This window comes from Aquibacillus halophilus, from assembly GCF_009649745.1.
Classification (GTDB): domain Bacteria; phylum Bacillota; class Bacilli; order Bacillales; family Amphibacillaceae; genus Aquibacillus; species Aquibacillus halophilus.
In genome coordinates this window covers 1-14,480 of the sequence record NZ_WJNG01000023.1, presented here as the reverse complement: position 1 = coordinate 14,480, position 14,480 = coordinate 1, and the positions used below count along the sequence as shown (strand labels likewise).

The following is a 14,480-nucleotide window of genomic DNA, read 5'->3' as shown; positions in this document are numbered from 1 at the left end:
AGATTATTTATTTGGAAACGATAATTCTTGTAAATTAAGTAAAGCTATATTCGATAGGAATACCAATCAACAATCTCATCTAAATCCGCTAATTCTAATTCATGAACAGAGTAGTGTCTGCCACCGTAGTTGTTTAAAATAGACACCTTCATTTTAGCTAAATTTTGCTTCCGGTGTAAGAAATGTTGACTTTTTTCTAACGATTGGATACGTCTGGATTTAAGCATCACCGTTTCTTTGCTAAACAGACGGAATTGTAATGTTAACTGGGTTTCAGTCATTTGAAAACTAGTTGTACGGTAACGAGCAATTCCTAACAAGATAGCTAGGATAAAAACGATAGCCGGTAGTATCACCCATTCCGGAAAACTAATCCAAATGATTACTAATGGAATTAATGGAATGATGGTAGTCCTTAATAAGTAATAAGGCAGTCCTCGTTTAGGTACGTGGACGGGTTTACTTTGGATTGATTGATACTCAGGTAAAATCTCCTGCAGAAACGAAGGAACGTCACTCTTCTTTAATAACGGAAAAACAATTGTGTCGGTAACTTTTTTATCATCTTGGACACCACCTGCAATTTCAACCGATACTGTAGCAAACCCAAGTGGCTGTCTGATTAGTGTTTCTTTAATTGCTACCGCCTGAATTCGTTTGATTGGAATGGTCAATTGTCTTTTTTCAAGTAAGCCTCTCGTAATAAATAATTCGTCTTCATACCTAGTTATTGTGAACTTCCCATACTTAATTACTGTTCCAAGGATACCCACCATCCACAAAAGGACGAATAGCATAACAGCCAATCCAATTAGCAATTCTACTCCTTGGGAAAATAGCCACTGTGTCGTTTGATTATAAACAGTCTCTGGAATAAAGCTTTCCAATTCAGAAAAGGCTAGCGCAAATAAACTTAGAATTACACCAAAGCTTCCTGAAGTTGAGCCGGCAATAAGCAATCGCTTAAAAGAAATAGACTGTGAAGCAAGACCTAGCTGTTCGCTAGAGTCCTCAGCCATTTCATTTGCTTCATATTTTCGCTTTAATTCATTGTGAAGATATTGTCCCTCGTCAAATGTTACTGCACTCAACGCTGCATCGACACTGCGATCACTTCCTGCTGTTTCAATTTGTACCTTTGTTAACCCGAAGATTCGATGAATAACGCTTTGCGTTAGATCTATCGATTGAATTCGATTTTTAGATATCGTTCGATTTTTTCTAATGATAACCCCTTGTTCGATTCGCAACTGGTCGCCTTCTACTCGATATGTAAACCTTAACCATGATAATATGCTATGGCCTATTAATAGGATTGTTAGACCAACAATGCCTAGAACGAGATAAAGAAAAACACCATCATTCGAGGCTAGAATAATTATTGGAACTAGGGCATATACAAGCTGTCTTACTGAAGAAATTGCTGTAAAAATCATTGCTGCCGGATGCAATCGTTTTGGATTAGACATCATCTTGCTCCACCCTTGCTAGTTCAGAAATCTGATCCCTTAAAGCAGAAGCCTCATCTTCTAAGAGAGCTGGAATTTCATGGGTTGTTGCTGCAGTTGAAACTGTTAAGCTTGCAAGTCCATATTTTTTTAAAATTGGACCCTGTTTAGTATCAACATGCTGTACACGAATCATTGGCACTAATGTACGAGATACAATCAATATCCCATGTTGAATATAGATTTCCTGGTCAAACACCTGGTAGCGCCATCGCTTCCAACGGAGATTCGGAACAATTATGATAGTGATTACAATTTCTATTAAACTAACTGCTAACAAGATAACACCAAACCAATACGAAAAATCAAATAGATATGCCAAAACAAATAAACTAATTGTTATTATTATCGGGACAATGCTCCATAAACAAGCGGCTAGTCTCCATGCCTTGATAGCCTCTCTAGCAATTCTTTCACTTGGCGGTTGCCTCATATACAAAATCCTTTCTTCTCTATTACTACATATACTACTGAGTAAAGTTTTACTATTGGCAGTATTTTTAAACAATTAATGTAAAGTAACCTTAACTTTTTTAAAAAAACAACACCTGTCCTGCTTTGCTATCTTGGTTCGGTTGATTTGTAAACTCTTGTTATCCGTATTTTATACCACCCATTCGGAATATTACACCCAATGATCTAATAAAATCATAATAAATGGAATTATTAAAAGGGGGATCGCATTATGCCGAGTGGCACACATAAGATAGAATTATATATACCTATTAATACAATTTGGGAACTTGTTAGTGACATGGACAAATGGGCACCATTAGTGCCAGGATACATTGAGCACGAGATACTTAACGAAAGACAGTCCACCTGGACATTTAAAGGTGAAGTCGGGATTGTACAAAAAAAGGTAAGTATGCAACTTAATATTACCAACTGGCAAAAGCCAACAAAGGTAACATTTGACTTAAAGGGTTTAAATGAGAATTTTTCAGGTTCTGGTTATTTTGAAGCAGAAGCACTTTCAAATACAAAAACTAAGATGACAAGCAATCTTGACATCAAAGCTGCTGGAATGTTGGGACCTATGATTAATCCATTCTTAAAATCATTTGTTCCAAAAACCACAACAGAATTAACAGATGCCATTGCCAATAAACTCATGAAAGTAGAGGCTTTTGCAAAATAAGATAAAATTTCCTAGGCGTTCGGCATTCCATTAGTGAATGCCTTTTTTTTATCTAAACTAGATCCATGCTATTCTTTTAATGTTGTTTTTAGCCAAGTTAAATTAACATTTTTTGAAAATCGCTCAGTTAGGATGTCACTTAAGAGGTACATAACCCGTCCTGTCTATTATTTCTTGTCCTTGATCGGACTTTATCCATTCGATAAATTGATTGATATGTGGATTATCACTGTCAGCGGTAATTGCATAAAATTGGTCCACGATTGGATAGGCCTCATTTTGGATATTTTCAACTGTCGGGAGAATACCCTCGATTGCAATATGACGAATCTCCCCATTTTCAACCATTTCCTCGGAAAAATGCCTGAACGAATATCCGATTGCATTACTTCGGTTTTGAAAACTCGATGTTTCTATTATAACGCCTCCCATGCCTGAAACGATATCTTCTGACGGTGGATCCATCAAAGGGATTCCGTCCATTACACTAATTAGAGCGGATTGACTACCACTTCCATCAGGACGTTGGAATGCACGGATTTCTTCGTTATTTCCACCAAGTTCATCCCAATTAATAATATTACCAGCATATATCCCTTGAATTTGCTTGATAGTTAGTTCCTTAACAGGATTATTCTTGTTAACAAAGAACACAAAAGCCTCTCTTCCAATTGGAGTAAGCGATAGTTCAATCCCTTGCCGTGCTGCAAGTTGCATCTGCTCCTCCGATGGATGCGCCATAAATATCATATCAACATCTTTTTTTATTAGTCTATAAAAAGCATCACTTGTCTGACTTGAAACAATTTCGCTTTCTTCTAAAGGATACATTTTTTCTGGGTAAACAGCCTGAGCAAAAGCTGCATAAACAGGATATAGAGCTGTTGCACCATCTAACGTTGGTATATTGGTTTCAATTTTAAAGGTGGACTCCTCTTCCAAGGAAACCGCTTTTGTATCTTCTGCGAAGGGACGATATTCAGACAAATCTACGTCTTGGGTACTCATAATCTCAAGACTTCTAATGTAAGCTTGATACCCTTCATAAGAGGCCAAAGAAACAACAAGTAAACAAACAAAAGTGAGAACACTAATCTTCGTTACTTTCTTTTTTAATTGTCCATAGATTGCTAGATGTATAATCACTATTAGTGCAACAGTGACAGTGATGGAGAAAGGAACATAAAACTCGGCATTCCTTGTAAGTGAAGCTATTATTGTTGCGACGAATCCAAAAATCCCAAATACGATTACGGTAAGTATTGCTCCGAATATTCTCATATTATCCTCCTAGAAATGAACAAAGAAATAGAAACTTGAGTTGTCTATATAAATAAATAAAATAGAGCATATTCTATCTTCCAAAAATATTAACCTGCTATTGATTTGTATTTATTTTAACATAATATAACAATTACTCTTTTTAAAATTTTGATTTTAATAATTACAAATAAATAAGGACCAAGCTCCACAACAAGATAATTTCGCTTTTTAGGAGGATCTATAAGTTAAGCCTAATCAATTGTATATTTTTACTAAAATAGGAGAATCTACGGACATCTTAATACAGGAGAAGGTGTTAATATTTTTAAATATTACATAAAACAATTCAGGAAAATTAGCCAATTTAACGACTGGGCATTTGGAGATAAAGCGAAGTTCATTGCCATTACAAATGTTATTGTATTTGCTCTAGCAGCATCTGTCCCTTCAAGTAAGTTGGTAGACTCATTTTTCATTACTTTTTTTATCGCTTCAGCCTCTTTCTTTACTTATTTAACATGCAAGATGATGTTTTCTAAAAAGCTAGACTCATTTTTCAAACGTCATTATCCACAAAAAAAAGAACCAATAATCAATGAAATAGACCAAATGAACGAGGCTGAGTTCAAGGAATTGTTATACCATTTGTTTAAACAGAAAGGATACTACGTGAAATATATTTCTAATTCTAATGATCGTGGCGCTGATCTATTTCTAAGTAGAGGCAATGACAAAGTAGTAGTTCAAGCCATCCATAATTATGACAATATTGAAATTTCAGTAGTCAATGAAATAGCAAGTGTTGCAGACTATTATAAGGCCAATGATAAATGGATCATAACCAACAGACACTTTACCGAGGCAGCTACACTCCAAGCAAACAAGAAAAGAGTCAGACTAATAAATCAAGATGAGCTATTACTGCTGTTAAAGGCATACAATACCGCAAAAATAAAAATAAAGGATAAAGTGATGGAAGTTAATAAGGGACAAAACTAATCCTAAACCTCACCCGCCTATATGGTGAGTGAGATTTAGGCCTTTTCAATAGAACTATATCAAGAACTTCCCAATTAATTTATAAACGATAGTCCACTAAGTCTCTCTTTTAACAACTGAAACATGATTTCCAATTCGTCGTTTGGAATTTGATGATATTGATCCCCAACACTTATTTCCGAATAACAGGACTCACTGCTGGTATCTCTTAAATTACTAGTGATTCCAATTCCTGTTTCCTGATGAATCGAAATTAATATCGAGATTACCTTTTCCTTCGGAAAATCAAAATGAACATGAAACATATTGGAGACAGGCTCTTGCGGTATGGTTGAGAGTCCTGAACATTGATTAAACAAGCGTGCTAATTCCTTAGCGTCGTAATAATACTGGTCCATTTTACCTTTTCTCAAATCAAAGTAGTGGTCGGCACTTATAATATACGGATAAAGACTAATCAAGTCGCCACCATGACGTTTTTTCCATACCTTAGACTTTTCAGTAAAGGCTTGATCGCCTGCTAGAATTGCACCAGCAAGTCCTCCAATTCCTTTATAAAAAGAAACATAAACACTATCAAACAACTCACATACTTCAGTAGCAGATTTCTGGTAATAAGGTAAAACTTCAAATAAGCGTGCTCCATCAAGGTGAAGTTTAATACCTTTATCTCGACAATACCGTGAAATCGCCTCAAGAGTTTGGTACTCTGGTAATTGACCGCCAATTTCACGTTGTGGTAATTCAAGTAATAAACAAGCGATATCCTCATTCATAGTAACGACGTCATCCAATTCAATTACACGATTCTTATCCGCTAACAAAATCGTTTTGATTTGATGTAACTCTTTTATCCCATCTTCTTCATGAATTTCCAAGTGGGAGAGAGGATGGTATGCGACCGTTTTTAGTTGTTTTTCATCACACCAGATTCTTAATGCAATTTGCTGGGCCATTGTCCCACTCGGGAAAAACACTGCAGTTTCCTTACCTAAGAACTTGGCCATTTTTTCTTGGAAATTCTCTATTATCTTTCCTTTTCCATACAAGTCACTTGCTTGTTGCCCATCGATAACTTCTAGTGCCTGTTTTAACACACTAACGTTTCTTGGTCCGTGATTTACTAATTGATATTTAGTTTGGTTAAATGTTTTGAATAAATTGTTCATTGTTTAGTTTCCTTTCCGAATCCCGTTTGATTACACTTTACTATTCCACTTTATCATAAGGCTCTCAGGTTTTTCTTCATTTCTTAGTAATTTCCAACGTTCGACTGAGGTATCTTACAAATTAAACAAAAGCTTGAACTCCATTTTCAAAAAAGAGTGATTTACTATGACGTTTTTTATTTTATCCATACCTCTGGAGTAGCTTTTGTGAACTTTTTCCCTTTTAATAAGAAGTTCTATTTACTGTGCTTAATTTTTTACAAATGAAGTAGGGCGATTTACACTTAGATGTACAAATGATGATACCATTTATTTTAAATTGAAAATAGGAGTGTTAAATAGATGGAAGCAAGCACAAGTACACCTTTACGCAATTTAGGACAGTCCAAAATAAAGATATCGGCGCTAGGACTAGGTTGCTGGCAATTCAGTAAAGAAACAAGTTTTGTCAGTCGATTTTGGGCAGAAATTAAACAGGAAGACATTAACGAAATTGTTAGAATGAGTTTAGAAGGCGGAATTAACTGGTTTGATACTGCTGAAATCTATGGAAAAGGTGAATCAGAAAAAGCTTTGTCAGAAGCATTAGCTACTATTGGACAGGCTGCCGATGACGCATTGATTGCAACCAAATGGTGGCCTGCATTCCGCACTGCTTCTTCAATTACTAAGACTATTGATGTTCGATTGGATGCACTCGATGGACGACAGATTGACTTGTATCAAATCCACCAACCATTTTCCTTTTCAAGTGTAGCTAAAGAAATGAAAGCTGTGGTGCAACTTCTCGAAAACAATAAAATTGAACACATTGGGGTAAGTAATTTTAAAGCGTCTAAAATGGTGCAAGCTAATGAATTTTTAAATAATGAAGGTTACTTTTTAGCTTCAAATCAAGTTAAATATAGTCTATTAGATCGCAGAATTGAGAAAAATGGAATCCTTGAAACGGCAAAAAATTTAGGTATAACTGTTATCGCGTACTCACCGCTTGAACAAGGAATATTATCCGGGAAATTTCATAAGAACCCTGAACTAATTAAAAAAATTATAGGCCCCCGAAAATACACCCGATTCTTTAAACCATCAGGCCTGAAAAAAACACAACCTTTAATCGATTTATTAGAAGAGAAGGCAAAAAAGTATGGAGTTAGTCAAACACAAATAGCACTGAATTGGTTGATTCACTTTCATGGTGAAACAGTAGTAGCCATACCAGGTGCATCGAAGGGTCATCATGTTCAGGAAAATATTGGCACCTTACAGTTTAAATTATCAAAGGATGATCTTGAGGAAATAGATAAGATTTCACAGCAAGTAGCTATATTTGAATAAGAATTACCTATCGCACAGAAAAAAGATTGTATAATAAATTAATTAAAACTCTAATCCAAACAGCTGGATTAGAGTTTTAATTTTTAAGAAGAGAACAAACACATTATACAATTGTCTTTAACCATTTATTTTATTGCTGTGCTAACTTTTAATTTCTTTCCTTTTATTGGGGTCTTTTCCATCGCTTGCAGAACAAGTGACCCTTTTCCATTAAGAATATCCACATATGAAAAGTTATCCTGGATAGTAATAATCCCAATATCATCAGCTGTTACTCCTGGAATATTGGTGATTGTTCCAACAAAATCCAGAGCTCTAATTTTCTTCTTTTTACCACCGCTGAAATGAAGCTTGGTAATATCCTGATTAATTCTGGCTGTTTTATTATTTCTAACTATCCGACGACCGCTTACTTTTTCATCAAAAGCTGCTTGTCCACTTTTAACTTCCTGTTGACCAGGAGCTTCCATTATAGGTATCTCGAAGCCAATGTATCTTTCAATTGCTCTTAGGTATTTACCCTCATTAGGTGTCACAAAAGTAATGGCTCTACCTTTGTTACCAGCACGACCTGTTCTTCCAGTTCGGTGAACATAACTCTCCTTTTCCATTGGTACATCATAATTTAGAACAAGTGTTACGTTATCAATATCAATTCCCCTTGCCGCTACATCTGTCGCTACAAGATAGCGGAAGTTCCCAGTTTTGAATCCTTCCATGACTGCGAACCGATCATCTTGCTCTAGTCCACCATGAAGCCTTTCACAAGCATAATTAGCCTCTTCTAACTCAGTAAATATTGTATCGACATGTTCCTTTGTTCGGCAAAATATCATACAACTGTCAGGATTTTCAACGACTGTTAGATCTTTTAAAAGCGAAATTTTCGCTTGATCTGTTACTTCGATAAGACGGTGTTCTGTTGTTGAGGTTGTTATACCCGTTTCAGCAATCTCTATATTTATCGGATCTTTCATGTATTTATGGCATAGATTTTCAACATCTTTAGGTAATGTAGCAGAGAATACCATCGTTACTCTGTTTGTTGGTAACTGTTTGATAATTGATTCCACTTTGTTAATAAAGCCCATATTAAGCATTTCATCAGCTTCATCTATTACAAGATACTTTATATTATCTAAACTAAGTGTTTCTCTTTCAATATGATCCACCACACGTCCTGGTGTACCGACAACTACATGCGTTTTTTGTTTTAATTCTTCTTTTTGCTTCGCAAAAGGTTCCTTTCCATATACCGCCATAGCCTTAATCCGTTTAAACCTACCAATATTCGTAATATCTTCTCTAACTTGAACAGCAAGCTCACGGGTTGGGGTAAGAATTAATGTTTGAGGTTTCTTTTCCTCCCACTCCATCATTTCACAAATAGGAATACCAAAGGATGCAGTTTTACCACTACCGGTTTGTGACTTTACCACAAGATCGTTATTCTCCAATGCTCTTGGTATTACTTCACGTTGAACCTCTGTAAGCGTTTCGTATTTTAACACACTAAGTGCTTTTGTTATGTCATCGCTTAGATTGTAATTTTCAAAACTTGTTCCATTCATGTACTAACCTCGCTTTTTATATTGTCCAAACTTATGTATAGGATTATCCAAGGAGAAATATCATATGCAATATCTGGATAAATTCATTATACTTGAATTTCTTAACACTAGGTGATTAGAAACAATATTTCTTCATAAGCCTAATGATTAGAAAAGTTTATCCACTGCTGTGATGGACTTTTTGATAGACTAATTTTTCTTTTTACCAAATGGGATTCCCGCAAACCATACTCATAAGCGTTCATCGCAATTTTGAAATTATCATTCGTTAAATAAAACAAGTGTGATGCTTTAAATCTATCTTCACCTCGGTAAATATCTATTAATATCTATTGCTAACTTTACCAATACCATTGCATGAGGAGGAAAGTCCTCATTAATAAACATACTATTGTATTGGAAATTTCCTTTAAATCCGTATAAATACGGTCGCACCTTCATTTGTAATTCCTTGCTTCCAGACATTATATACAAACAAAAAGCCATTAAGTGAACCTCTCCAACTAAATCATAGATTTTAATGGAGCATCCTTTGTCTTAAATACAGTACAAACTAGGATTATCAGGGATGATTTCTTTCACTTCATCCGTTTTATTTTATATACCCTAATTTCCAGATTTCCATTACCTTACCTATGGGGTTAGTCCGATTAATTGTTGGTTTCACTGAGTGACTTTAGATCAGCTGCTAACACTATCCATCTTTTATGGATTTTTTATTCTTTTGTCTTAATATCATAGTTTGGAAGAATGAGTACTTCAACACGTCTATTTTTAGCCCTATTCTTTTCACTATCATTAGGCGCAATTGGTTTATGTTCCCCAAACCCTTTCGCACTAAAACGTTGTGGATCCAACTTGTCATTACCCAACAATAATCGCATGAAGTTTACTGCCCGCATAACACTTAAATCCCAATTAGATGAAAACTCACTGTTATTTACTGGAATTGTATCTGTATGACCACTTACTACAATTTGATGAGGAGGGTCAGTATATAAAAACTCAGATACCTCATTTGCAATATCGTGACCATCACCCTTAACCTTTGCACTACCAGGATCAAAAAAAACATTATTTTCAATTGAAATTAAAAGGCCTTCATCCGTTAACTTAGTCCCTAAAACTTTAGCCAAATCATTTTTTTTAATATATGTTTGAATTTGCTGTTGGAGGCTTTCTAATTGGCTGAGCTCCTCTATACTTTTGGTTGATGTATTCTCTTCAATTGTTTTCACAGAGAGCTCTACGATATTATTGTTATGTTCGAGTACCCCATTGCCTCCTCCAAATTCACTATTTAAAATTCTCGAAAGTTCTTGATACTTTACTGCATCTATCTCACTCATAGCGAATAATACAATAAAAAGCGCTAATAACAGGGTTAAAAGATCTGCATAAGGAATTAACCAGGATTCATCGATATGTTCTTCTTCCTTATGATTACGCCTCCTCTTTCGCATATACTTCATCCCCTTGTTCTGCTTTTAGTTTTACTAGTTCGGAAGGAGAAAGGTAGGAAGAGAGCTTATCATTTGTAATCATTGGTGATTCACCATTAGCAATCGATAATATACCCTCAATCATAATGTACTTTAACTGAACTTCATTCTTAGACTTCTCTTTCAATTTATTCGCAAATGGATGCCACAAAACATAACCAGAAAAGATACCAAATAATGTAGCGACAAAGGCTGAGGAAATAGCATTTCCTAGAACTTCTACATCATTCATGTTTCCAAGCGCAGCAATTAACCCGACTACTGCTCCTAGTACACCTAAAGTTGGAGCATACGTACCTGCTAGAGTGAATACTCTAGCACCCTTCTGATGTCTTTGTTCCATCGCATCTACTTTTTCCATTAGAACATCCTTGATGAATTCAGTGGACTGTCCATCTACTGCGAATTCTATCCCAGACTTCAAAAAAGTATCGTTAATTTCATCTAACTTTGGTTCTAATGCTAGGATACCTTCTCTTCGGACAAGATCTGCCCATTCAGTAAACATATCAATAACTGATTTCATATCAACACTTTTATCTTCTTTAAAAATAATTTTAAATAAATTAGGAATTATTTTTATTGTACTTATAGGAAAAGCAATTAAAATCGTTGCAGCAGTTCCTACAAAAATGATTATTAACGCCGCAGGGTTAAATAATGCAAGAACACTTACGCCTTTCATTACCATTCCTAAACCTATTGCAAAAATGCCTAAAAATAATCCAATAAGTGATGATCTATCCATATTTACACCTCACATTGTTTTCTCTATCTACTAAAATCTCTCTAGTTATCTAGATTTAATTTTGAGACTATTTGAAAAACTTTTTACCTCCTTAAGAGAAAAAAATGGACACAAAAAAGTGAACCTAAGAAAATAGGTTCACTTAACCTAGTTCTTCGGTGGCCCGGCTACCTTTGTAAATATACATTAAGGTCCGTGGCTTTGCGTCCTTACCTTTCGATAAGTTTGCCTTTATCGGTAACAATTATAGAGTTTGTTCTATTATAACAAATTTCGACAATATTCCAATGATTGAAAATTTGAATTTACTATTGCTCTGATTACTTAATTCGTTGTGCTAGCATTTAGAACAAAAAATCCAAGGCAAATTACTGCCTTGGACTCATGTGAGTATTGATAAACTTGCCACCTTCGTTAAATTAAAAACCCTTTATATTTCAATAATAATAGGAAGAATCATCGGCTTTTTCTTCGTTTGTTTAAATAAGTATTGTCCTACTGACTTTCTTATACTTTGCTTCATGACCTTCCATTGGTCTCTATCTGAACCTTGTAAATCGTTAACTGATTTTATTATAAGCCGGTTAACATTTGTTAATAGTTCTTCTGAGTCCCTAACATACACGAATCCTCTAGAAATTGTGTCCGGTCCAGAAACAAGTTTTTTCTCAGCTTTACTCATTGTCAAAACAACTACGAGCATCCCATCTTCAGAAAGTTGCTTCCGATCACGAAGCACAATTTCTCCAACGTCACCTATTCCAATCCCGTCTACGTAGGTGTTTCCTGTTGGTATCTTTCTAGTTTGCCTAGCAGCACCGTTTTCAATATCTACAACATCTCCATTATTCATGATAAAGGTGTTGTCTTGTTCGATTCCGACAGATTCAGCTAGTAATCGGTGCTGGTGTAACATTCTATACTCACCGTGAATAGGGATGAAGTATTTAGGCTTCATTAATGTGAGCATTAGTTTTAAATCTTCTTGATAACCATGTCCGGACACATGCATTCCTGAAGCACTCCCCGATCCATAAATAACCTTAGCCCTAAGAGCAAACAAGTTATCTATAATACGGGAAACATTTTTTTCATTTCCTGGGATTGGACCCGCAGCAAAAATTACTGTATCATTCGGTAGAACCTCAGCACCACGAAAGCTCCCAGTTGAAAGGCGCGCAAGAGCCGCCATCGGTTCCCCTTGACTACCAGTACATAAAATGGCTACTTTATCAGGGGGAAGGTCATTGATTTGTTCCTTTTCAATCAACATTCCATTAGGAACATCTAAGTAACCTCGTTCCATTGCAACGGCTACAACATTGACCATACTTCTTCCGAGCAAAACAAGCTTACGATTTGTTATTTGCGCAGCATCAACCACCTGCTGCACCCGATTAATATTAGATGCAAAGGTGGATAGAAAGACTTTACGCTCTGCCTTTAAAAAAGCCTCTATTATATGTTCGCCAACGATTCGCTCTGACGGGGTAGCACCTGGTCGTTCTGCATTTGTACTCTCGGACAATAAGAGTAAAACACCTTTTGTGCCGATTGCGGCCATTTTATGAATATCGGAATGTTCATTAGTCGAGGGAGTTAAATCAAATTTGAAATCCCCAGTATGTACAATATCACCCTCCGGTGTGTGAAAGACAATCCCTAGACAATCCGGGATGCTATGATTCACTCTGAAAAAATTCACCCTGATGTCTTCGAAGTCTAAGTCTGAGTCAGAGGAAATTTCAATTAATTCCGTTTCCCTAAGTATTCGGTGTTCTTTTAATTTCAATTCAATTAAACCCAGCGTGAAGCGAGTAGCATAAACAGGAACATTTAACTTTTTTAAGAAAAATGGAATCCCACCGATATGATCTTCATGCCCATGGGTTACAATTAGAGCTCTCACTTTATCTTTATTTTCAACTAAATACGTAATATCAGGAATGATTAAGTCGATTCCTAACAAACTTTCATCCGGAAACTTATTACCACAGTCGATGACCAAGATATCATTGTCATATTCAATTGCGTACATATTTTTTCCAATTTCACTCAACCCACCTAAGGCAAAAATGGATAATGTATTGCTAGTAATGCTCAAGGCAAAACCCTCCCGCTAAAATAATATTCTTAGTGTGCCCGTTTAACTAATGATTATGAGGAATCTTTTTTTTTTGGAAAAGTTGTGATGAATTAACCACGAGAGTGTGTTTTAATTGTTATAACTGATAGAGGTTTTGATAGGGAGTCAGAATAGTATTTAAAGCTTTTTTAAACCTAATTAGAAAAGGAGAATCTATATGAGGTATAAACGTCAGGAATCGTTAAGGTTTCAATTCGGGAACCCTTTAGAAGCTCAATTTAAAATCACTAAAATAAATGACAAAAAAATTGATAGTAAACCAGGTAAAGCACTTATCCATGATATGAGCCGAGGTGGTTTAAATATTTCAACTAATTTCAACTTATATTGCGAGGAAAATAAGATTGAGGTTGAGATCAGCTTTGTATTAGTTTCTAATAAGTCATTTCCTGGAGAAATCATCTGGAAAAAGAAGAAAAAGGATTATTTTTATGGAGTTAAATTACTGATAGACGATGCCATGAGTAATGAATTAATTAATGAATTAAAGATTTATAGTCAAAATGAAAAAAAACAATAATATAATGGATTTACTAGTATAAATCAAAAGGACCTGACGCCGTCCGCAACTAAGAGGTGTTAAAGAGCCAGGTCAACCTTTCTTATACACTAACTTATCTAAGCAAGTGGCAAAACTGCCTGCCACCAAACCAATACAGCGATAGCTAATGACATAAGCATAACTATCTTCCCAATGATTTTCTTACTTTGTTTTGGTAACGGTAAAAATAACAGTATTATTCTTGATATCGTTGGTATTACAATTGTAAAAGCAAATACAAATATAACCAAATATATAATAGCTGTTTCCATGTTAAAAACGTGATTACTCAACATTGATTGTATCTTCTCCATGAGTTTCCCTCCTCTCTATTGAAACAACACTCTCCTAATAGTAAAAATATTATCACATTAAAATAGAAAGGAATATTATACTTGGGTATAACATTTCGAAGTTTTTGTCAAGATTAATTGATACTTTTCACTAATTTGTCAAAGGTTTGTTTCTTAATTGTGAAGTGTTGAACATATGTATTTTTTATACTTTTTAAACATGTTATTATACAAATATAGAAAGACAACAAACAAGATTTCTTG

15 protein-coding genes and 1 riboswitch are annotated in these 14,480 nt (G+C 35.2%); of the genes, 4 read left to right on the top strand and 11 right to left on the bottom strand.

Translation table 11 applies throughout. The annotated features are described in order from the left end of the window. Nucleotides 1–44: 44 nt before the first annotated feature. Together GH741_RS20515 and GH741_RS20510 are read right to left on the bottom strand one after the other, a co-directional pair. Complete coding sequence (locus GH741_RS20515) at nt 45–1,469, bottom strand: PH domain-containing protein (RefSeq protein WP_240795580.1); 1,425 nt, start codon at nt 1,467–1,469, stop codon at nt 45–47. After that, a complete protein-coding gene (locus tag GH741_RS20510) occupies nt 1,462–1,941 on the bottom strand; it encodes a PH domain-containing protein (RefSeq protein WP_153738626.1) in 480 nt (159 codons plus the stop codon). The genes GH741_RS20515 and GH741_RS20510 overlap by 8 nt, the downstream gene beginning before the upstream one ends. 252 nt (nt 1,942–2,193) lie before the next feature. Here GH741_RS20510 and GH741_RS20505 point away from each other — a divergent pair, with 252 nt between their 5' ends. Then, complete coding sequence (locus GH741_RS20505; RefSeq protein WP_153738625.1) at nt 2,194–2,649, top strand: SRPBCC family protein; 456 nt, start codon at nt 2,194–2,196, stop codon at nt 2,647–2,649. Nucleotides 2,650–2,784: 135 nt separating this feature from the next. On the opposite strand, the gene GH741_RS20500 is transcribed toward GH741_RS20505, so the two are convergent. Both GH741_RS20500 and GH741_RS20495 read right to left on the bottom strand, forming a co-directional pair. After that, nucleotides 2,785–3,930: a PstS family phosphate ABC transporter substrate-binding protein gene (locus tag GH741_RS20500; RefSeq protein WP_153738624.1), complete on the bottom strand. Its 1,146-nt coding sequence runs from the start codon at nt 3,928–3,930 to the stop codon at nt 2,785–2,787. Between the two features lie 314 nt (nt 3,931–4,244). After that, entirely contained in the window at nt 4,245–4,388 is a 144-nt protein-coding gene (locus tag GH741_RS20495; protein ID WP_153738623.1) for a hypothetical protein, read from the bottom strand. Nucleotides 4,389–4,440: 52 nt separating this feature from the next. Here GH741_RS20495 and GH741_RS20490 point away from each other — a divergent pair, with 52 nt between their 5' ends. Continuing rightward, nucleotides 4,441–4,911: a restriction endonuclease gene (locus tag GH741_RS20490; protein WP_170287676.1), complete on the top strand. Its 471-nt coding sequence runs from the start codon at nt 4,441–4,443 to the stop codon at nt 4,909–4,911. Nucleotides 4,912–4,985: 74 nt separating this feature from the next. Here the strand turns inward: GH741_RS20490 and GH741_RS20485 are convergent, their stop codons facing one another. Beyond that, complete coding sequence (locus GH741_RS20485; protein ID WP_153738621.1) at nt 4,986–6,080, bottom strand: threonine aldolase family protein; 1,095 nt, start codon at nt 6,078–6,080, stop codon at nt 4,986–4,988. A gap of 342 nt (nt 6,081–6,422) precedes the next feature. Between GH741_RS20485 and GH741_RS20480 the strand changes: the two genes are divergently transcribed. Then, nucleotides 6,423–7,415, top strand: coding sequence for an aldo/keto reductase (locus GH741_RS20480; RefSeq protein ID WP_153738620.1), 993 nt, complete (start codon nt 6,423–6,425; stop codon nt 7,413–7,415). 125 nt (nt 7,416–7,540) lie between these two features. Here GH741_RS20480 and GH741_RS20475 read toward each other — a convergent pair whose 3' ends face one another. The 5 genes from GH741_RS20475 to GH741_RS20460 form a co-directional block, all read right to left on the bottom strand. After that, on the bottom strand, nt 7,541–8,986 hold the full coding sequence (locus tag GH741_RS20475) for a DEAD/DEAH box helicase (RefSeq protein WP_153738619.1): 1,446 nt from the start codon (nt 8,984–8,986) through the stop codon (nt 7,541–7,543). A gap of 303 nt (nt 8,987–9,289) precedes the next feature. Then, nucleotides 9,290–9,451, bottom strand: coding sequence for a hypothetical protein (locus tag GH741_RS21795; RefSeq protein WP_205677359.1), 162 nt, complete (start codon nt 9,449–9,451; stop codon nt 9,290–9,292). Between the two features lie 251 nt (nt 9,452–9,702). Then, complete coding sequence (gene motB / locus GH741_RS20470) at nt 9,703–10,449, bottom strand: flagellar motor protein MotB (RefSeq protein ID WP_153738618.1); 747 nt, start codon at nt 10,447–10,449, stop codon at nt 9,703–9,705. Then, nucleotides 10,430–11,236, bottom strand: coding sequence for a flagellar motor stator protein MotA (gene motA, locus GH741_RS20465; RefSeq protein WP_153738617.1), 807 nt, complete (start codon nt 11,234–11,236; stop codon nt 10,430–10,432). Before motA ends, motB begins: the two co-directional genes overlap by 20 nt. A 154-nt stretch (nt 11,237–11,390) precedes the next feature. Further along, nucleotides 11,391–11,476, bottom strand: a riboswitch (cyclic di-GMP riboswitch). A gap of 190 nt (nt 11,477–11,666) precedes the next feature. Beyond that, nucleotides 11,667–13,340, bottom strand: a complete 1,674-nt coding sequence (locus GH741_RS20460) for a ribonuclease J (RefSeq protein ID WP_153738616.1) — start codon at nt 13,338–13,340, stop codon at nt 11,667–11,669. A 199-nt stretch (nt 13,341–13,539) separates the two neighbouring features. Here GH741_RS20460 and GH741_RS20455 point away from each other — a divergent pair, with 199 nt between their 5' ends. Beyond that, on the top strand, nt 13,540–13,902 hold the full coding sequence (locus tag GH741_RS20455; RefSeq protein ID WP_153738615.1) for a PilZ domain-containing protein: 363 nt from the start codon (nt 13,540–13,542) through the stop codon (nt 13,900–13,902). 98 nt (nt 13,903–14,000) lie between these two features. On the opposite strand, the gene GH741_RS20450 is transcribed toward GH741_RS20455, so the two are convergent. Beyond that, on the bottom strand, nt 14,001–14,237 hold the full coding sequence (locus tag GH741_RS20450; protein ID WP_153738614.1) for a hypothetical protein: 237 nt from the start codon (nt 14,235–14,237) through the stop codon (nt 14,001–14,003). Nucleotides 14,238–14,480 lie beyond the last annotated feature (243 nt).